Below are 20,011 nucleotides of genomic sequence, written 5' to 3' on the forward strand. Positions count from 1 at the left end.
TATTCAAACAGAAAAAATTGATTGTCCGATTCTTTTTATATCTGCAAAAAGAGATGAAGTTTGGCCTTCAACTTTGATGGCGGAACAAATGATTGAAAGGCTGAAGAAAAACAATTTCCAATACTTTTATCAGCATATTCCTGTTGACGGCAATCATGTTGAACCTGCTAAGCATTTTGATTTAATAATAGATTTCTTAGTTAACAATATGAGATAGCCAGCCGAGAACAAGCGGTTTGGCAATATAGCGGGGGCGACGAATATATGCTCAGCTTTTTGTTCGCTAATCGGCTGCAGTTCCTGCCGACGAATGACACCGAGCAATAGAATAAACAATGAACTTTTAGTTATAAATTTAGCAACAATTACGGGCTGATGTTTTTCAAATACCGCCACATCGCCAAGCCCTAACGTTGTGCGAAACCTGTACCTCCTAAAATCTATAAGAATGAAAATTAAAAACATCTGCTTACTAGTTTGTTTGTTATCAGCTCTAAAAAGCTTTTCGCAAGTAAAAGTTTCTAACGAGAAATCTGAAAACCATTTGCTAATAAATGGTACAGGTGTATTTATTGTTCCTCCACCTGGTTTTGAAAAAGGAATTAATTTTATAGGCTATCAAGATAATAATAGTGGTTCTAGTATAATTGTTAACGAGTTGCCCGCTCCTTACAAACAGGTCAAAGATGGTTTTTCTAAAGAAAATATGTCTAAAAAGGGAATGGAGTTTTTGAATGCTGAAGAATATCTAATTAACAATTCACCAGCGGTGATGATGAATTCCCAGCAGTTTTCGGTTGCACACGGTTACAGCTTTTTTAAATCAACTTTAATCTTGAAGCTAAACAACAGTAAAACTTTGTTAATAAACTCTAACGTTCCTGAGGAGCAAAAGGAGAGGATGATGAATTTGATTAAGATATCATTATTATCCGTATTTAATGACAGCTCGATTGAAGTGAATGCATTTTCATCATTAGACTTTAGCGTAGATCTAAGTAAGTCTTCTTTTAAACATACGAAATCCATCAGCGGAAGTCTGATGCTTGAAGGCCCCAAAAAGGAGTTTCTAATTATTGCTAAATCAATTAGACCTTTGAGTGCTTCGGATAAAAAAGGATCGTCGATTAACGCACTAAAAGCAATTACATCAATAGAATATGTTGGATTGATCCATTCCAAAGAAATAACCCAAGATGGCATGTCTGGATATCAAATTACTGCTAACATTGTGGTCAAAGATCAGAGGCGACCTATGAAAGCGGTACAGTCAATCTTGTTTTCAGATAATAGCTACTATACCTTCGTCACAATAGTAAATCCAGCTGAGCAAGATCTTATTAAGGACTTTGAGTATATACTGACTTCATTCAAACGCAAATAGCTTCGCACAACATCGGCTATAAGAAATAAGGGCAGGAGAATATGGACTGGCATTTTATCTTTAGTCAACGGTAAGAAGTTTCTTGGGCTTTTTGTTTTTTAAAATTCTCTTTCTTCTTATAGTCGCGTTACGTTGTGCGCAACTTTATGGGAAACGTATAAATATTGATCTCCTACAGTCCGAAATCATCGGTAGCATATGAGTATTCCTAGAAGGGATTTGAATTTCATTTTTGTAGTGATAGCTATTATGGTAATTCTGCTGATTGTAAGAATCCACAAAGAGAATTTAATCAAAAATGATAAGGTCTTTGTAGCTGCAATAATTAAAGAGGTTGATTGGTTGGAGAACGGGTTTTCATATAAATGCGAATACCGATACCAGGATGCATGGTACCCTGCAAATTTTTCTGACCTTCGAAGAAAAAACGATTCTCTTGTTTTACTTGAAATTTCAACCGTGCAGCCAAGTGTTTGGTTGTTGGTTGAAGGTAAGGAAGTCCCAAAATGTTTTACAAGGTCAAATATCCCTGCTAATGGATGGAAGATTTTCCCTACTTGCCCATATGATTTTGCAATTGAGCCTCGAGATATTCAATAGTGAATCTGTTGAGTGACCGCAGCGCACAACATGGCGGTATTGGCAAAAGCGGGCGGCAAATACCATGGCCAACAGAATACCAAGCTATGCCCGCCTTCGCCAATACTGCCACGTTGTGCGCAATCTGAGACGCGATATGCATAAGGTTTTTATTGCTTTTTTACTGATCTGCATTAGCTGCTCTGACCACAAGCCGCAAACTTCAGCCAAGAAGAATAATGGCGACTATCGTCATCGCATTACTATAAACATTGATAGAGATGCAGAGATTTCTTTACAAGACGGGGAGGATAGCTTGATTTTAAAATGTTCACCTGAATTTTTAAGGCATTACATTGATTCCGCCTCAATAACAACAACCGATTCAATTTTTTCGTTCCCAGTGAAGATGCAGGATAAAGACTCACTTTTCAATATATCTGAGTCATTAATCGATAACGGTACTTCCAGAGGTCCCTTCTGCACCGATTATTTTGGATATCTTAAAGTTACTGTTATATATAACGAACAATTTATGAAGACAGCTACGTATCGTTCGATCTGCGAATGGAAGGAGTACAGTATTGATACTAAACGGCTTGATAATCTGTTCAAGCTGATATTTCGTAGCCGCAATTGACTGCGCACAACATTGACAAAAACGGGCGTCAATACCATGGAAACATGAATATCAAGCTATGCCCACCTTCACCAATACTATCACGTTGTGCGTCACTTTTTCGAAACACCCAAATAATGAAAATAATACTTACAGCCATAGAGCCTAAACTTGTCAGTGCCTGGAGAACCTTTTTCGAATCAGAGCAAGATGTTTCGATTGTGGAAAGTGATATAACCACAATCAAATGCGATGCTGTAGTAAGCCCCGCAAATTCCTTTGGATTTATGGATGGCGGGTTGGATTATGCGTTGTCCGAGCGGTTTGGATGGGACTTGGAAAAAAGATTGCAGCACCAGATCAAAAATTTACCAGAAGGAGAGTTGTTAATAGGACAGGCAATAATCATAGAAACAAATGATGTAGACGTTCCATACTTGATCTCAGCGCCAACCATGCGTATTCCGACAAATTTCAATATAGATACTTCGGTCAATGCATATTTGGCAATGAATGCGATATTAATCAAAGCAAAGGGTGAACCACGGATATCGTCTATCGCTATCCCTGGACTTTGTACAGGAGTGGGCCGAATGCAACCCATGATAGCCGCGCGGCAGATGTTTCAAGCCTACAAAGAAATTGTGCTAGAGCAACGAATGGACTTTTCAAGCTTTGGTGAAGCTCAAAAGTATCATTGGGAGATTAATCCGCAAGGGATGATCTGGACTCACTGAGACAACCTTTTTGCTGCGAGAAAAAGCGACGCACAACATAGATGCTTGGCAAAAGCGGGCGGCCAGTGACATGTTGAATAAAGCACCAAATTGTTGCCCGCCTTCACCAATACTTCCACGTTGTGTGTAATGCGTAAAAACTCATAATTAACAAACATATGCCAGAATTAAGCGCCAAAGATTTTATTCAGTCGGTTCTTATCGAAGAGATAGGGTCATTAATTGACCGACATCCTTACATATCGTTTATAGTAATGGGCATTGGAATCGAATTTTTAGGTAAATGTGCGGATTCTTCCCTAGTAGATTGGCACGTTGATAAGCGCTCAAAACGCGACTTTAAATCCGCTATCAATACAATCCCTTCTCTGCAAAAGTATGTTCCATATTTAGCTTCACATGATTTGTATGGTTCTTTTCGATGTGGACTTGCACATTCGATTTCGCCTAAATACAAAATTACTCTTTCATCTAAAAATGAAATGGCACATTTACTTGAGGACAACGGCCGACTAAACTTAAAAGTTGAGGAATTCTACGCAGACTTCAAAGCAGCTTGCCAATACATTTTGTGTCTAAGCTACCCAAAAGACAACAAAATGAGCTTGAACTTTTTAGAAGTTCCAGGATCGAATTATTTAAGCACCTTATCTGCAACTGGGACCACTTCCTAGGTGCCGCCGTAAACTAAAAAGCACTACACTCAACATGCTTGGCAAAAGCGGGCGGGCCAGGTACATGTAATAAAACATCAAGCTGTGCCCGCCTTCGCCAATACTTTTCCGTTGTACGTCATTACTAGAACCTTGTATTATGGATGAAGATGCTTCAAAGAAAATAAGTGCTTGTGCAGAGTGTGACAGTGAGTACAACACAGTTACTTCAGAGATGACTGATTTGTGCCCGGAGTGTTCCCATATTTTATATGGCTACAAAAACTGCCCCCATCATTTCGAAAACGGTAGATGTATCAAGTGCGCTTGGGACGGTAGCGAATCTGAATACATTCATAAGTTGAAAGAGCGAAAACTTCATAAAAGCAAGAAAATATTTAATGTTTTAGAGTCACTCGAAAATAAATATGGAAGAACAAACATCGTTATCAATGATCATTGGGAGGGAGACAGGGAAGCTATTGGTTTAACAGACAAGACAAGGCAATATCTAGGCTATATCTCTACGTATAGAAAAGAAGATGGCACATATTTCTTGTCTTTGGAAAATCCCCCTTCAGATGACAAAATGCGATTTACTCCTGCCGGTGAATTTGACAATATCACTTTTGCTGATCTAGAAAAGTTGCTTATCGAACATTTACGTTTAACGAAATAAAACGAACGTACAACATGGCAAAAGCGGGCATGAAGTTACGCGTCGAACAGAATACCAAGCTATGCCCGTCTTCGCCAATACTACCACGTTGGCTGCACTGCATATTAAAATTATGAAATGTGAAGTATTGGTACACTGACTCAATGAAAGCCACTTTGTTCAAAGAAGGGATTTCTTTAGAGAGTACATCAGAAATTCCTTTGTCACTTAAGGCGCAGTTGCAAGACGGCTTTCGAATTGAAGAAGGCTGTATTTTATTTCTTAACACGGAATATTACGGTCCCGGTTCACTCGAATTAGACACTACAAAAAATGACTATGAACTTTTCTTAAATTCAGTAGAGATTGAATTCTATATTCACGAGCCTTCTGATAAAAATTGCCTAACTACTGGATTACAATTTAGTAAAGAACTGTTACAGCTGCTTACATCTACATTTCAAGAACGATTCCGGGTTTTTCTTAAATTCGAGTCACAGGGAAACTATCCATCGGCATATTGCAAAGTAACCTTTCATAAAATTAGGATCAGTATTGATCTCGAATTCAAATCCGGTTACCAAACTGTGGTTGAAAATGATGCTGCATTGTTTATTGAATAGCACTGCAGCTAATATGGTATGGCAAAAGCGGGCGGCCGGTATCCCGTCGAACACAACGCCAAGCTATGCCCGCCTTCGCCAATACTTCCCTGTTAGCTGCAAGCTCACAGCGAAAATTTAAATAAGAGTCCAAAATTATTCGACCAAAGTGATGAATTCGATAAGCCCCACATTAACACCCATTGAATATTTTACTGAATTGATTCAATCTTTTCCTGACTTGGAATCCGAAATCCTTGAAGAGGACGAAACCTTTGTTCATATAAAAATGGAGTGTTTCGCTAGTTATACAGTCAAGCAGATAATTTCGATGAATTGGGACGATCTTCGATCCTGTTTTGAGTTCCAAGAGCAAAGAATGAATCGCATGGACCAATATCTGCGAAATGCATTAGATGTATCGTACTTTGAAACGCTTTTGCTTGGTGAAGCGTGGAGGAGTATGGATCTCGTTGTAGTACATATGGGACCTAAAGTACTGCAAGGCTATACAGCTTACAAAAATTATTATGAGAACCTTGAAAAAGCATATCTAAGAAAGTTAGGCAAGAGCGATAGAGCCTGAACTCCAACGCCTGCCGCTAACATGATTGGCAAAAGCGGGCTGGAAATACCATGGCAATTAAAACACCAAGTGATGCCCGCCTTCGCCAATGCTTCCAGGTTAGCTCTCGCGGACATTATCGACATAATGAACTGGACAGATCTTAAAACGCATGTTTACTTTCAAGATGGCTCTCTTCGTGATATCTATGTGAGAAGAATGGCCATCGACGACTGGCGAAGGTGGATTGAACATAGTAATTCAATTTATATCGTACAGTTCAGACTGGACGGAGTCCATATAGCAGATAAAATAGACTTCTCTGCCGTATCAAAATATTGGGGTAAGTCTGAGAGTGCGTTTCCTTCAGCAAGCCTTACATTAGGGGATATTCTCCTCCAAATTCATTTAGGTGATGAGACAGAATTGGAGCTGGATCTATCTCCAAAAGATATCCAAACGATCGATGACCATAGAACCTTGATGAATTACCTTTTAAGCATTTCAAATTTGCTCCATAAAACCGTTGAACTGACAATGGAGAGTCCTGCTGCCGTTGATGAGATATTATTGTCAATCCGCTTCGGAGAAGTAAGGGTTATACGATCAGAGATACTCTAACACAGCAACACGGCGGCTAACATGGCATCCTATGTAAAGGGGTTGCCTAATAAATGATATGCTGTTAAAGGTACTACATAGTAAAAATTAAAAAACGCGGCACTTTTATGGATTTTCTGACGCAGTGGATTCTGTGTTCCATCGCTTCAAAATCAATAAAAGGGATCGCGGAATATATTTGTCTGATGTTTTCTTTAAGCTCCGACTCCTATGTGTAGTTACTGTTATCCAGCACTACCTTCATCTGTTTGGTTTGAAAGAAAATGAGCCGCTACCTGCTTGGCGATGTAGTATTCTTCAATCTACCTACCATGTTTTGTAGTCAACCCACGAAAGTGTTGAGCGTTAAAGAGCATAATTTGTTAGCGGCTAAAGCCAATTTGATAGGGTTGACCAGATCTAATCACACTAAGGATACGACGGCACATTTTGTGTGCGACTTTAACGATAACTGATTTTTCATTTTTACCGATATGTTTCCGGTAGTAAGCCTGGATACCAGGATCCAGCCGGATGGCGACCCAGGCAGCTTCAATCAGGTAGGTTCTCAGCAGTGCCTTGCATCTTGGTATTACACCCATAGGGTGTCGGTCTCACTGCTTTGATGAATACCGGCCACGAGTCCAATATAGTTAGCCAACTGACGCTCGTTATCAAAACGGCGGATATCGCCTAATTCAGCTATGATGGCGGTAGCGAGAATGCCACCAATGCCAGGGATGGACTTGAGCAGATAGTAATCGGTATGATGCATCTTTCTACAATATGCCCGCAGTTCATTGCTTACCTGGCGTTCTTCCCGGTCAAGGAGTTGAAATACCCGCAGTTTGCTGTGCAGGCATTGCATACCGGTGACATGTGTCCAGGGAAGTTGATAGATCCAGCGTTGGAAATCTTTGCTCCAATTGGAATTATCAAATTCGGTGGGGATGCAGATGCCATGAAAAAGTAACAACCCTTTGATCTGCGATTTTACTCTACGAACCTGTTTGACGAGTTGATTACGCTGCCTTAACAGGCTTCGCAGTTGCTCCTGGGTTTCTGTTGGAATGTAGATTGGTTTAAGCTGGCCAATCTCCAACTGTTTGGCTAGGTTGCGAGAATCGATCTTATCTGTCTTTTGATATTGGTGTTTATTAATCGTGGGAATGTCAGCGGGATTCACAACGGTTACAGACCATCCAAGATTTAGAAAAGCACGGGCGGCCGAAAAGCCACAGCAGGAAGCTTCATAGGTAACGGCCACCTGGTGATCGGGGAAATGTTTAAAGACGTAATTAGCAAGAATATCCGGATCAGGTGGCAGACTGAAACTCTTGTGGTCGGAAATATCAGTTCGAAGATGTGCCTGCCAACTTTTTTTGTGTACGTCTATACCAATAAATAACTTCGGTGTAGCGATCATTTGAGACTGCATAACTTAAAATTTAGTGGATAATTTAAAGCGTTATACCACATCAAAAACAGGCAGCTTAAGTGATCGCTTTTACATAGATGCTTGGCAAAAGCGGGCGGTCAGTAACTGAACATTTATGGTTAGATTCTCTTTTGTATTTCTTATTGTTTTTGTCATTGGAACCTTATCTGTCCTTCGTCTTGATCTGGCTACATCCGTCGTTCCGGGCTGGCATACAGTCATTTATCCTCCATGGTTTCTTGCTTCGGTATTTCAGATTTTATGGCTTGGAGTGACTTCAGCAATTTATTATTTTATTGATAGGAAAGGAAAAGTCGTGAATCGAAACCTTTTCCTGCTGCACATAATTTTGTCGTTGTTTGTATTCGTCGACAGTGCCTATGCATTTTTTGAAAATTATTATGCGGGAAGAATCGTGAAGATTGCTCCCTATTTTCTATTTCTGCTGGGCCAGTTTGTCTTCCTCATTGGCATATTGAAGGCAAAGAAAAAATCGTAAACCTGTTCTCTAAAAGAGCAATACTGGACTCGAAACTGCAAACGTTTCGCAACTCCGTGACGCTGCGTACAACATGCTTGGCAAAAGCGGGCAGCCAGTGTCATGTGGAATAAAACACCACGCTATGCCCGCCTTCACCAATACTTCCACGTTGTACATAACCTGACACAGACCCTAAGCAAATTTTAAACTCGCAAAATGACCTCTAAAACACCAACGGTTAGACAAATTGCATGGATATCGCTATTGCCTCAGTTCGCTTTTGTGGGTGTATTTATCTTAATATATTACTTGATTGGAACAGGCTCTTATATCGTTTATGGCGCCTGGACGTACCTCGTGTTATCCTTCGTCTGTAGATCAATAGTTCTTAGAAGCCATAGGAAGGGGATGTCAAAGGTTAAAAAAGGGAACCTCGCTGAGGCGATACCTCATTTTCAAAGAAGTTACGATTTTTTTCAGACGCACAATTGGCTAGACAAGTATAGATATGTGATATTAAGTTCATCAAGAATATCATACAGAGAAATGGCCCTAAATAACATAGCCTTTTGCTATAGCCAAATAGGACAAGGAGGTTTAGCAGAAGAATATTACTTACGAACATTACAGGAATTTCCTGGTAGCGGGTTAGCAACCGCCGCTATACGAATGATAAATTCAGCAAAAAAAATGTAGCAAGATAGGCTAGACAACTAAATCTTCAACGGCTACGTACAACATGCTTGGCAAAAGCGGGCATCAATACCCTGGTGATTGAACACCATGCGATGCCCGCCTTCGCCAATACTTCCAAGTTGGCTGTAATTCAAAGAGACCGTGTATGGAAAAGAAAATTGAAACAGCTATTTTTAGATGGAAAGCGTATTATTTTATAACTGCTATGGTCGGGTTGGTTGTTTCAATCTTTTTGGTTCAACTTTTCAGGAAAACCATAATTCCATATTATGTTCCTTTGTTGGTAATGCTTTTTGTAGGCATTTTCACTTTTTTTGTCACCAAACGGCACTACCGACAGATATTTCCCAAGTGGGGTTTCCTTTCTATCTTTACGCAAAGCACGTTTTCATGGGGTTTTATCGCGTGTTATCTTTTTGTCGCGACCAATTATTATTGGGCCGATGGTAATGTACAGACCTTCAATTTTGTCATAGAAAAAAAATCTTCACTACCGGGGTCGAGAGGGCGTCGAACTCAGAGACAACCTGTAGTGACCATTCAGTATTTCGGTTTTGCGAAGGAGTTGGTCTTCAGGCATTCGGATACAAAGAATGTAGCCTCAGCTGACAGCGTAAAAGTTTCTATAAAAGAAGGATTGTGAGGTTTTGACAAAATCATAGAATATAAGATCATATAAAAACCAGATCGCGTAAAACAGAACTACAACCAACATGGTATCCTACCGTGTTATAGGCTATGTTAAACGACAGCAAAACACGATAACATTCAGTGGAAAAATGAACGAAGAAATTAAATAAAGCAATTGACAAAGAAATTTATGACCTGCTCACTAAGAAAATTGACAGGATGAATTAGCAGAATGGAAAATTTTTAAGACGTAAATTTGAAATATAAACTAAATAATAATTATGAAAAAAATAAAATTCAATGTAAGCATTAATGCACCGGCAAAAAAGGTATATGATGTAATGCTGGGAATTAATAATAAATCAACTTATGAGCAATGGACTGCTTTGTTCAATCCAACGTCCACCTATGAGGGGAGTTGGAATAAAGGTAGCAAAATGCTATTCATAGGAATTAATGAGAAGGGAGAAAAAGGTGGAATGGTTTCAGAAATAGCTGACAATATTCCCAACCGTTTTATTTCAATTCGTCATTACGGACTGTTACAAGCTAATGTAGAAATCACTGATGGACCAGAAGTGGAAAAGTGGGCAAACGGATTTGAAAATTATACGTTTGAAGAAAATAACGAAATTACTATGGTTACAGTTGACTTAGATACTACAGAAGATTTTGTAGATTATATGAACCAGACCTACCCAAAGGCACTCGACAAGTTAAAAGAAATATGTGAAAAATGAAATCCTTCGAAAGTTGAACAATGACAAAGGAAAGAAACACAGCCTATAACATCGGTTTGGCAATATGGCGGCTGAAGGCCAATACTGGGAGTATCTTGTTTCGGGACAAACTCTAAAGCAGTATTTGCAAGTACCAAAAAGCGGTGACGTTACGCCGTTTGCTTGGTTTCGTAACAGCGAAATCGAAAAGGTGTCACTACAAAAATTCCGAATGCAACAGGAGTCCTCATTAATAGATAATAGACTCGAGTTGTATATCTGTGCAGCTTGCGGTGGTATCGGTTGTGGAGCGATTACTGCAAAGATTTGAGATCTTGGTGATAGAATAATTTGGAGCGACTTTGCACAAACAAGTCGTGCGGAAGAGACCGGGAGATCTTCGATGTAGAACCCATTCTCACTTACAGCCAAATGATTGAAGTCGCCCGCGCTGATACAACTAAGTCTAGATTGAGAAAAGCGCAAGAAACATACACAGTGGAAACTAAAACTCAGTTCTTCCAAATGATTGGACCTCTTGGCGTCAACATGATACCTTATGGAATCGAAGCAGAATTGCTGAGGGACGGTGCGCGAACTATAGGTACATTTCAACCAAATTAAACTACCGCTAACATAGATGTTTGGCAAAAGCGGGCTGCCGGCATCATTCGGATGACATCCTTAAACTATGCCCGCCTTCGCCAATACTTTCCCGTTAGCGGTAATTGTAAAAACGACACACGAATTTGGATTGACATAAACTTAGAAATATGAGAAAAGTAATTGCAGCAATCAATATGACACTTGACGGGTTTTGCGACCATACAGCAGGTATTCCAGATGAAGAAATACATCAACATTATACGGAACTATTAAATGAGGGAGATGCAATTCTATACGGTAGAATAACATATCAACTTATGGAATATTGGCAACCTCTGGTGAAAAATCCTTCAGGTGAAAAAACAATGGACGACTTTGCAATGGCGATAGATAAAATTCCAAAAATAGTTTTTTCCCAAACGTTGAAAAATGTAGAATGGGAAAGTGCAAAGTTAGCAAACCGGGCCATTGAAGAAGAAGTTTTAGAACTCAAGCAACAACCAGGCAGAGACATTTTAGTTGGCAGTCGGAGTATAATTATACAGCTAATGCAACTTAAGTTGATTGATGAATACCAACTTTGTGTTCACCCTGTTGTTGCAGGAAGCGGTTTGCCACTATTTGAAAATATAAACGACAGAACTATTCTCAAACTCATAAAGACTAAAACCTTTAGTGGGGGTGCAGTAACGCTTTACTATGAGCCGACAAACGGAAAAACGACGAACCGCTAACTAGTGTTAAAAAGCCCTGCCTTCGGCAATACCCTGGCCGTTGTAGGCAACTTAAGGTAACAAGCAACCAATGTCAGAGGAAATACAAAACCCGGTAAAAATTTTATTCAGTTTTTATAGTAATGTGTTGGACGAGTGGACAAAGGAAACTATGTGGGCTGAAGTGATTGATAATGATAAAGGAATATATAAAATTGATAGCATTCCATTTTATGCTTCCGTAGCGTCGGACGATATCATTTTTGCCGAATACGACGAGAATGAGCAAATGCTGGTTTATACTGACACAATTGAATATTCTGGTAATTCGACAATCCAGGTCGTATTGATGAACGCGGCTACGGATATAAACACGATTCGAGATGGATTTTCTGAGCTGGGCTGTATGTCTGAAAAGCTGAATGATCGATACTTTGCTATGGAGGTCCCTTCGAAACTAGATTATCAACCAGTTAAGCAACGATTGATAGAGCTGCAGGAAAGTGAGGTGCTTGACTATGCAGAATCCTGCTTATCGAGCAATCATCACTACTAGAATAGCTGCCTACAACATAGATGCCTGGCAAAAGCGGGCGGCCTGTTACCTGTCGAATAAAATATCAAGCTATGGCCGCCTTCGCCAATACTTTTCCGTTGGCCGCTATTATGAAAGACCACATCAACAAAATAATATAATATCCGAAATATAACAAATGAAACAAAAAAAACTAACAGAATTAACAGACCAGGAATTGTTACAAGAAGCAAAAAAAATGAAATCAACTCCCATAACTAATGCTGTATTAATTGGATTTCTGATAGGAATTGTATTTTACAGCATTATGAAAAACAGTTTAGGATTTTTTACACTAGTCCCTTTGTTTTTTGCTTATAAATTGATTAATAATTCAAAATATGATAGTAAAGAATTAGAAAATCTTTTAAAAGAGCGAAATTTGAAATAAACGATGGCAGAAAATTGTAAAAACTGTAACGCAGAAGTAACTGACTTTTTTCTTGACAGCAATTACAATATGATCAATATTAGATTTGATAATTCAAAAATAGAAAATAACATAAGCCAACCTCTTGGCAATATGGCGGCTGAAGACCTACTATGAAACATTTGTGCTTAAACAAATATTTGGAATTCTAATGAACATATTGCCATAAATTCGCCACATCTCCAAGCCGAAAGCCGTTCACCTAATTAGCCTCCTAACTTGGGATATATTATAAAGGTATTTGTCGCAAAACATAGTCAACTTGAGACTTTATCAGCTCAATATCCCGCTGCTCAAGTCGTTTCATTGAGCCAGGAACTGGGCTTGGTACCGATGACCGAAGCATTATTTGATGAAATAAATTTGTGTGGGTTGACTGAGGATCTTCCAGGTTTTGTGCTAATGACAGTCGGTGCCGAGATGCAGATTTTAAAATTGTTTCCAGTAGGAGAAATAGCATATGTTGAGGCGGATTATTTTGGTGGGAACGGTTCGCAGTCCGCTGTAGTTTGGGCGAATGGGCGAAGGTCCGAAATATATATGGACAAGCATAACGCTATAAACTTTGCTCTTAAGAGTCTAGGAATTTCGAAGAAAAGTCATGGCGATGAGTTTGAGGCTCTCAATCTCGGAAGACATAGAGACACGCATGACTGGAGGTAACCCTACACTAAGGCCGGGGAACGTACAACATGGTATCAAAAGCGGTTGGCCGGTATGCTTTGAAATAAATTATCAAACTTTACCCGCTTTCGTCAATACTTTTCCATAAGGCGTCATAAATGCAACATCCTTGGGAAGAAAAAGCAGAAATAAGAAATTTACGCGGGAAAAACGTATTAATCGACCAAAAGTGAGCGAGAAATGGCAAATCATTTGTTTGTCGATTATCCTCGTAGCTGGTACACTTTTGATTTGGAGTTTTCTCCTCGTTGATCTCACATTTGTGAAGGCTTCAATTGTTATAGTTCCGTCACTAGTTTTTGGGTTATTGATAGCTATTTGTATTTCGCGATTCTGGAGCAGACAACGAGTGGGTGGTGGAGTTCTGATATCTTTTGGTATTCTAGCGGGGGGAGCAGTCATGTCCTTTTTTCTCTCTGCAACAAACTATTACTTCCGAGAAAATAAAATCATTCTGAAGCAACTGGACATCCAATCCACGGGCAACCGAACCCGACGCAAAAGTGCATGTAAAACACCGTATGTCGTTGTAAACTTCGGAGAGCTGAGTAAAGAAATTCCATTTCCATGTCGCTTCGAAAAATCAATATCGTTGTATACCAAACTTGATGTGAGCCTTTCAAAAGGTTTTTTTGGTTACTACGTGATAGAGGAAAAGGTGTTAGTAAAATAACCGAATAGCGGCGCCAGACATAGCAAAGCGGGCGGTGCACCATGGCAAATAGAAAATGCAAGCTATACCCGCCTTCACCTTCAACAATACTTTCACTCAAAAAGTATTCAGCGGGCGTCGGGAATTGAGCAACCAGATCCTGCTGAAGAACGGCTGCTGTTTTTCAAAAGCCATACTATTGTGTCCGATAAATCTATTCCCTACGACATCGAGGTCGATTCAACGAAATCAATCACTGCCGGTTGTCCTTCATGTATTCCTTTTCCCCCGAGATCAGTATTCAGAGCCGGCGGCATTAATTCAATGACTTCAATGTTCCTCGCTTTCAACATATGTCTCAGAGACAAGGTAAAGGAACCCTTTTCAATATTGATTCTCATTCAAGTCCTGATATTAGGTCTCTTTTCGAACCGAAAGTAACTTAAATAAAAAATCACAGCAGCTAAAGTAAAATAAACAATATACAGCGCTGTTAATGAATCGGACAACACAAAAAAATACTGTATACACAGGACTAAAAGTATCACCCACAAATAATCTTTCATTGTAAAATCTTCCAGGAAAGTAATGCTGTTTAGCAACATGATCAATCCAAAACCACAAAGTGCATAACATAGCGCATCATCATAGTGAAGATGAACCGGTGTCAGCAATAATATTGTAATAAATTCCGGAACCAGTAAAATACCATAGACAATGAGATATCCTATAAAACGGCGGGTTAATGAAATAGCTGCACCCCTGTAAAACAACATAAAAATTTCTTCAAAAGTTCTGATCCGGTGAATAACTGCCCCATTTGCAAGTATCCCAAAACTGAAAAATAAAAAAGGGAATTGTGGCTCATAGTAATAAGAAGAATTGATCCGGGCAAAGCCATACAGCATCAAGCATGTAAACAACTTTATTGTTATAAAAATAACTTTTTGTTCCGCAGCAATAAACCGGATAAGTAAACCCGGATAACTGGATAACAGGGCTGAAAATTTAGAAGCTTTGTATAATTTGATTCCAGGGTACCTCAGTTTATTCACGACTAAAGCTGCTGGTGTAACAGATATCAAAACCAAATAGCCTAAAAGCACCATTCCTGTAGTATAATAATGGTGATACCAGGCCACACCAAGAATCAACAAACCATACCAACCTATAGGCGCAAACAGCAGGATGATCACCAAAAAAATCAAACTAATACGTCTGATAACGGAGAGGCAACTAAAAATATGCAGGAACTGATACTCGGGTTTCCGAATAGTGCGTAGAATGAATACCAGGCACTTAAGCATATATAACAACCATGCAGAACATACAAGGATGAACATGCTGTTGCTTTTCAGTGTCCCCATAATCAGCGAGTAGTGATATTCAACTGTACCGGCACTTTTTAACCGACCAACTGCCAAGAGCATTATCGTATAAAAAAAAATAAACGCTCCTGCGTTCTCACGAAAAAAAGGAACTACAAACGAACGCAACAAAACTTTCAAAGGGGAATTCATATTAATTGAACGCTATGGTTGCTGACCAGTAATTGTTTGCCGGAAAAAATCAGGGGCGCGTCATGTTCCTGGTGTGAACTCAATAAAAACAGACTGCCGGACTCTTGCCTTTCCCGAACCAAATTACACACAATCTCTACCGATGCTGTATCTAAGGTGATCAGCGGTTCATCCAGCAATATAAGTGAAGGGTTCCCGAGGAATGCCATCATCAGCGATAACTTTTTCAATGTTCCGCTTGAGTATGTACCTGTTTTCAAATTAATATATTGCCGCATCCCAAAAATCGATGTTAGTGCCTCGGCTTCTGCGGTTGTCGATCCACGGATGTCCCGGTAAAATTCCATCAGCTCTCCACCAGTCATATATGCAGGAAAAAGTGGCTCTGCATCAGCCCAGGAGATATATCGTCTGTAAGCGACGGGCTGCCTTCTCAAATCCATGCCTTTAAAACTTATATGGCCTTCAAATGGTAATAAGCCCCCCACTAATCGCAACAGGGTAGATTTCCCAGATCCATTTCCACCTTTTACCCAATATAAATCGTTGTTTAGTTCAAGAGACGGAATATCCAGGACCATATTTCTGCTGAAGAATTTCCTGACATTTTTTAGCGTTAGCATAGAATGAATGTATTGAGTTTGGTATTACTTCTGCAACATAAATTTCAAAATAGGACAAACGGAAAATTATAGATTTGGATGGAGAGTTATGTTACCAATTCCCGGAAATAAAAACTACGAATGGAAGTTGAATGCATACATAGTCACCAATTTTGCAATGCGTAGTCGCTGTCTGTAAAGAAGCTGATTTATGATAGGTGCTGAAAAGTATCAGACCAATTGGTATTTTTACAATCTTTGTACGAGTGAAACGCAATCATGATTTAAGCACATTGGTGTTACAGCACAGTGGATATGGCTAATAATTCAACCCAGATAAATAGCCAGGTTGAAATAATAAACGAAGGGAACAAAATCATTTTGCGGAAGATTTGATGTTTTAAAGCTATTGCATATTCCGGACCGGGTTAATTATTGCTGCACGTATAGTTTGAAAACTTATGGTGAGGGCAGCGATCATCAGTGCCATAAATCCAGCAGCTGCAAAAAGCCACCATTGTATTTCAATACGGTAAGCAAAATTTTGTAACCACTCATTCATCACCCACCATCCAATAGGGGCAGCGATGATAGAGGCTATTACAACGAGTTTCAAGAATTCTTTTGTCATCAGTATCATGATGTTTCCGGCATTTGCGCCGAGCATCTTCCGGATACCGATCTCTTTCATCCGTTGAATGATATTGAAACTGGATAGTGCAAATAACCCCAGGCAGCAAATTATGATACAGGTTACCGACGAAAAATTAATGACAGTCGCCCAGTTCTTTTCGTCGGAATATTTTTCGGCATTCAAATCGCGTAGTTGCCTGATCTCTGGCTTGTGCCAAGGATCAATTTTTTTCAAAGCTGAAGTTATAGAAGCACGGATATTTGTAAATTGACCAGACTCGTGTTGTATGTATAACTGCCCGAATTGTGAGCTGTCTCGTTTCATCAATACCACGGGGCTTACTTCGTGTTGGAGGGATGCAAGATGATAATCAGCAGTAACTCCGATAATTGTAAGCATTCTGTTTTTATAACCTACCTGTTTCCCAATCACGTTATCTGCGCCAATTGCCCGCGCAAAAGCCTGGTTGACGAGACAATTCGAACTGTCGGCAGTACTGGCAGCAAAAAAGTTTCTGCCCTGGACGACCCGGATATTGAATAGTTCTGTGAAATGTTCATCGACTGACTGATAGTAACACCAGTCTGTGTTATTTCCATCAATAGTAAATTTTGTCCTGTTCATACCCCAATCGGTAATGGTTGTTTTGCTTATACCGGTCACATGATTCAATTCATTTTGCATCAAAGGCAATACTTTCTTCTGTGTTTTTCGCGGCAACTCTACAGCCATGATATCACTGGTATTATAACCGAGATTCCGGTCAGAGAGATAGACGAACTGGCTATGCATGGTTAGTGTACAGATGATCAGGAGTACCGCCAGCGTAAACTGAAACACGATAAGACCTTTGTTGAAAAGATTTTTACCGGATAGTTTTATTCTTCCTGCGAGGGCCTGGATGGGTTTGAAGGAAGATAATACAAGCGCGGGGTAGGCGCCTGCTGCTAGCCCGGTTAGCAGCGTTAGCCCGATAACAAGCATGATTGTAAAATTGTCCAGGACAACAGTCATGTCGATTTCCATTTTTACAAAGGCAGAAAGATATGGTAACAGCATGATGATAATCAAAATGGCAGGGACCAGCGAGAAAATCCCGATCAGCAGCGACTCGTTTAAAAACTGGAGGATCAGTTGAGCCCTTGTACTCCCTACGACTTTACGTATACCTATTTCCTTCGATCTTTTCATGGCGCGTACCATTGCGAGATTGATGAAGTTAATACAGGCGATAAGCAGGATGAAGATCGCTATACCACCCAGTACATAAGAATATGTTTTGCTACTCCCATTTCTTAACCCTGTATTCACGTAAAACTCTTCATTTAAATGCATATCGCTTATCGGCTGCAGGTGATAGGTGAATCTGATCAGGGCTGCGGCCTGCTGCCCTTTAGCCATATATTCATTATATCTTTTTGTCAGAACCTCTTCAACCGCCCTGGTATTCACTTTCTCATTTGCCTGCACAAAAGTATTTACCCAGGACAATGCCAATGCTTCCGTAGATTGGTCCGACCCTGTATGGTGAAGAGGGATCAACAAATCAAAAAAGATTGTTGAGTTATTGGGTGCCTTTTTGACTACCCCGGTTATCCTAAATGGAATAAAATCATTTCCCTTTTCTAATTCAACTATCTTACCCATTACATTCAAGGAGCCGTAGATTTTCAAGGCTGTTTCGTCGGTGATGATGGCTTCGTCAGGTGAGCGAAGAACATTCGATTTGTTGCCTTGCAGCATATGAAAACTGAACATATCGAAAAAAGTACTGTCGGCCTCTGTGACTGTTGCGCTGATAACATCGTTATTCTTTTTGATCAGCAACGTATTCCCGTCAATCCTGCAATATCTTTTTATGGCTGCAATTCCTCCGGTAAATAATGGCGCAATCATGGCTTTGGTATTCCCTGCTTTGAATACATTTCCTTTGTCATCGGTGCCTATTCCTGTGATACGGTACAGGCAGCTCTTATTGCTATGAAACTGATCATAACTTAATTCATTGCTGATGAAAATACTGATGAGGATTACAAATCCCAACCCGAACGAAAATCCAAAGATGGTTATAAAACTCAAAACCGGGTTCTGTACTAAATTCCGAAAGGCAGTCTTGAAATAATTATAGAACATAGAGCAGCGCCTATTTTCATGAAAGACAAGTCAGACATCGCATTGTTGCATGTCGATACAGTTTTCCAGGTCGTTCGGACTTTGCAGGGTAATCCTGAAAGGGCCGAAGAGCTTGCTCATTAGGCGTCAATAGATTGTTACCTATCCATTGCTTATTGAAATAAGGAAATAGAATTGCCTCTGATGCTATTTATTATGGCTATTAATGCAGAAATGGAGGCACGAAAGCCTGATCGCTTATTATTAAATCCCTTGAAATACAATTTTCAAAAAAGGTAGCAAATCTACCGGATAGTCGCAATGGCGGATTCAAAAACCATCACAGAAAATGAAAGGGATCATATCCTGGCCGTACTAAAAAGCTGTAAACGGAAAACAGCAGGAAGGGGAGGTGCTGCCGAAATTCTGGATATCAACGTCAATACCCTGAACTCGAGAATAAAAAAGCTTGGTATTGAAAGGGACTAATTTTAAGAGCTGCGCAAAATCTTTTCCATCTTTCGGCCCTTGGCCAACTCATCCACCAACTTATCCAAATACCGGGCCTGTTGTGTCAGTGGATTCTCCAGATCTTCTACCCGGTAACCACAGATTACCCCGGTGATAAGTTTTGCATTTGGGTTTAACGAAGCTTGCTGGAAGAAAGTCTCAAAAGTTACTTTTTCTTTTATTAATTCCTGCAGCTTCTTGTCATTGAATCCTGTTAACCACCTGATGACCTGGTGCAACTCTTCTTTTGTTCTGCCTTTCTTCTCAACTTTTTCAACATACATTGGATAGACTGAGGCAAAGATCATCTTTGCGATTCGCTGGTTGTGTGTGTCGGAAGTATTCATAACTATTAATTTAGTAAATCTTTTGATTTATTTCAGTTTCAAAGCCATCTGATTTTTTATTGGCGAGATCAGTGAATAAATATTCCGGGTCATCCTGTTCCCCTTCATTTCCAAAAATGTCAAGATTAAAAATCATTTCGTCCATTCCATAAGATGGCGCTTGTCTTTGGGTGGCACCATCTATAAATTTACAAAAACATCATCGTCATCCTGCTTAATGCCCGCGGAATAACAAACCGGTGGCGTGCAATGGTGTATTTCATCAT

General features: G+C 39.8%; 26 protein-coding genes. 19 read left to right on the forward strand and 7 right to left on the reverse strand.

Going from position 1 to position 20,011, the window contains the following annotated elements; translation table 11 throughout:
- The 10 genes from VK664_RS14785 to VK664_RS14830 form a co-directional block, all read left to right on the forward strand.
- A partial coding sequence (locus VK664_RS14785; RefSeq protein ID WP_461399452.1) for an acyl-CoA thioester hydrolase/BAAT C-terminal domain-containing protein occupies positions 1-217 on the forward strand: 217 nt, incomplete at its 5' end.
- Between the two features lie 231 nt (positions 218-448).
- Complete coding sequence (locus VK664_RS14790) at positions 449-1,384, forward strand: hypothetical protein (protein ID WP_461399453.1); 936 nt, start codon at positions 449-451, stop codon at positions 1,382-1,384.
- Between the two features lie 198 nt (positions 1,385-1,582).
- Positions 1,583-1,984, forward strand: a complete 402-nt coding sequence (locus VK664_RS14795) for a hypothetical protein (protein WP_461399454.1) — start codon at positions 1,583-1,585, stop codon at positions 1,982-1,984.
- Between the two features lie 64 nt (positions 1,985-2,048).
- A complete protein-coding gene (locus tag VK664_RS14800; protein WP_461399455.1) occupies positions 2,049-2,603 on the forward strand; it encodes a hypothetical protein in 555 nt (184 codons plus the stop codon).
- 116 nt (positions 2,604-2,719) lie between these two features.
- Positions 2,720-3,319 carry a macro domain-containing protein gene (locus VK664_RS14805; protein ID WP_461399456.1) on the forward strand — a complete coding sequence of 200 codons (600 nt, stop codon included), beginning with the start codon at positions 2,720-2,722 and terminating at the stop codon, positions 3,317-3,319.
- A 158-nt stretch (positions 3,320-3,477) separates the two neighbouring features.
- Positions 3,478-3,993, forward strand: a complete 516-nt coding sequence (locus tag VK664_RS14810; RefSeq protein ID WP_461399457.1) for a hypothetical protein — start codon at positions 3,478-3,480, stop codon at positions 3,991-3,993.
- 139 nt (positions 3,994-4,132) lie between these two features.
- Positions 4,133-4,651 (forward strand): hypothetical protein, encoded by a 519-nt coding sequence (locus VK664_RS14815; protein ID WP_461399458.1) that lies wholly within the window; start codon positions 4,133-4,135, stop codon positions 4,649-4,651.
- Positions 4,652-4,770: 119 nt separating this feature from the next.
- Positions 4,771-5,253: a hypothetical protein gene (locus VK664_RS14820; protein WP_461399459.1), complete on the forward strand. Its 483-nt coding sequence runs from the start codon at positions 4,771-4,773 to the stop codon at positions 5,251-5,253.
- A 151-nt stretch (positions 5,254-5,404) separates the two neighbouring features.
- Positions 5,405-5,818 (forward strand): DUF7674 family protein, encoded by a 414-nt coding sequence (locus tag VK664_RS14825; RefSeq protein ID WP_461399460.1) that lies wholly within the window; start codon positions 5,405-5,407, stop codon positions 5,816-5,818.
- Positions 5,819-5,890: 72 nt separating this feature from the next.
- A complete protein-coding gene (locus tag VK664_RS14830; protein ID WP_461399461.1) occupies positions 5,891-6,418 on the forward strand; it encodes a hypothetical protein in 528 nt (175 codons plus the stop codon).
- A 362-nt stretch (positions 6,419-6,780) separates the two neighbouring features.
- Here VK664_RS14830 and VK664_RS14835 read toward each other — a convergent pair whose 3' ends face one another.
- Together VK664_RS14835 and VK664_RS14840 are read right to left on the reverse strand one after the other, a co-directional pair.
- Complete coding sequence (locus VK664_RS14835; protein WP_461399462.1) at positions 6,781-6,999, reverse strand: hypothetical protein; 219 nt, start codon at positions 6,997-6,999, stop codon at positions 6,781-6,783.
- The gene (locus VK664_RS14840) at positions 6,990-7,835 is read right to left on the reverse strand and encodes an IS110 family RNA-guided transposase (RefSeq protein ID WP_461399463.1); all 846 of its coding nucleotides are present in this window, start codon (positions 7,833-7,835) and stop codon (positions 6,990-6,992) included. Before VK664_RS14840 ends, VK664_RS14835 begins: the two co-directional genes overlap by 10 nt.
- A gap of 115 nt (positions 7,836-7,950) precedes the next feature.
- On the opposite strand from VK664_RS14840, the gene VK664_RS14845 reads away from it, so the two are divergent.
- The 8 genes from VK664_RS14845 (at position 7,951) to VK664_RS14880 (ending at position 14,041) form a co-directional block, all read left to right on the forward strand.
- Entirely contained in the window at positions 7,951-8,334 is a 384-nt protein-coding gene (locus VK664_RS14845; RefSeq protein WP_461399464.1) for a hypothetical protein, read from the forward strand.
- 823 nt (positions 8,335-9,157) lie between these two features.
- Positions 9,158-9,655, forward strand: coding sequence for a hypothetical protein (locus VK664_RS14850; protein ID WP_461399465.1), 498 nt, complete (start codon positions 9,158-9,160; stop codon positions 9,653-9,655).
- A gap of 268 nt (positions 9,656-9,923) precedes the next feature.
- Positions 9,924-10,382 (forward strand): SRPBCC family protein, encoded by a 459-nt coding sequence (locus VK664_RS14855; RefSeq protein WP_461399466.1) that lies wholly within the window; start codon positions 9,924-9,926, stop codon positions 10,380-10,382.
- 752 nt (positions 10,383-11,134) lie between these two features.
- A complete protein-coding gene (locus tag VK664_RS14860) occupies positions 11,135-11,701 on the forward strand; it encodes a dihydrofolate reductase family protein (protein WP_461399467.1) in 567 nt (188 codons plus the stop codon).
- A gap of 70 nt (positions 11,702-11,771) precedes the next feature.
- Entirely contained in the window at positions 11,772-12,236 is a 465-nt protein-coding gene (locus tag VK664_RS14865) for a DUF4265 domain-containing protein (protein WP_461399468.1), read from the forward strand.
- Between the two features lie 157 nt (positions 12,237-12,393).
- Positions 12,394-12,645 (forward strand): hypothetical protein, encoded by a 252-nt coding sequence (locus tag VK664_RS14870; protein ID WP_461399469.1) that lies wholly within the window; start codon positions 12,394-12,396, stop codon positions 12,643-12,645.
- A 258-nt stretch (positions 12,646-12,903) separates the two neighbouring features.
- The gene (locus tag VK664_RS14875; RefSeq protein ID WP_461399470.1) at positions 12,904-13,347 is read left to right on the forward strand and encodes a hypothetical protein; all 444 of its coding nucleotides are present in this window, start codon (positions 12,904-12,906) and stop codon (positions 13,345-13,347) included.
- A 130-nt stretch (positions 13,348-13,477) separates the two neighbouring features.
- Positions 13,478-14,041 (forward strand): hypothetical protein, encoded by a 564-nt coding sequence (locus tag VK664_RS14880; RefSeq protein WP_461399471.1) that lies wholly within the window; start codon positions 13,478-13,480, stop codon positions 14,039-14,041.
- 200 nt (positions 14,042-14,241) lie between these two features.
- Here VK664_RS14880 and VK664_RS14885 read toward each other — a convergent pair whose 3' ends face one another.
- The 4 genes from VK664_RS14885 to VK664_RS14900 all read right to left on the reverse strand — a co-directional run bounded on the left by VK664_RS14885 (position 14,242) and on the right by VK664_RS14900 (position 18,909).
- Positions 14,242-14,421, reverse strand: a complete 180-nt coding sequence (locus tag VK664_RS14885) for a hypothetical protein (protein ID WP_461399472.1) — start codon at positions 14,419-14,421, stop codon at positions 14,242-14,244.
- Complete coding sequence (locus tag VK664_RS14890; RefSeq protein WP_461399473.1) at positions 14,422-15,540, reverse strand: hypothetical protein; 1,119 nt, start codon at positions 15,538-15,540, stop codon at positions 14,422-14,424.
- A complete protein-coding gene (locus tag VK664_RS14895) occupies positions 15,537-16,163 on the reverse strand; it encodes an ABC transporter ATP-binding protein (protein WP_461399474.1) in 627 nt (208 codons plus the stop codon). The genes VK664_RS14890 and VK664_RS14895 overlap by 4 nt, the downstream gene beginning before the upstream one ends.
- A 385-nt stretch (positions 16,164-16,548) precedes the next feature.
- Complete coding sequence (locus VK664_RS14900) at positions 16,549-18,909, reverse strand: ABC transporter permease (protein ID WP_461399475.1); 2,361 nt, start codon at positions 18,907-18,909, stop codon at positions 16,549-16,551.
- Positions 18,910-19,209: 300 nt separating this feature from the next.
- Here VK664_RS14900 and VK664_RS14905 point away from each other — a divergent pair, with 300 nt between their 5' ends.
- Positions 19,210-19,377, forward strand: coding sequence for a hypothetical protein (locus tag VK664_RS14905; RefSeq protein WP_461399476.1), 168 nt, complete (start codon positions 19,210-19,212; stop codon positions 19,375-19,377).
- Between the two features lie 2 nt (positions 19,378-19,379).
- Here VK664_RS14905 and VK664_RS14910 read toward each other — a convergent pair whose 3' ends face one another.
- A complete protein-coding gene (locus VK664_RS14910) occupies positions 19,380-19,745 on the reverse strand; it encodes a DUF2200 domain-containing protein (protein WP_461399477.1) in 366 nt (121 codons plus the stop codon).
- Positions 19,746-20,011 lie beyond the last annotated feature (266 nt).

Source organism: Flavitalea sp., from assembly GCF_035489435.1.
GTDB lineage: Bacteria > Bacteroidota > Bacteroidia > Chitinophagales > Chitinophagaceae > DATHKG01.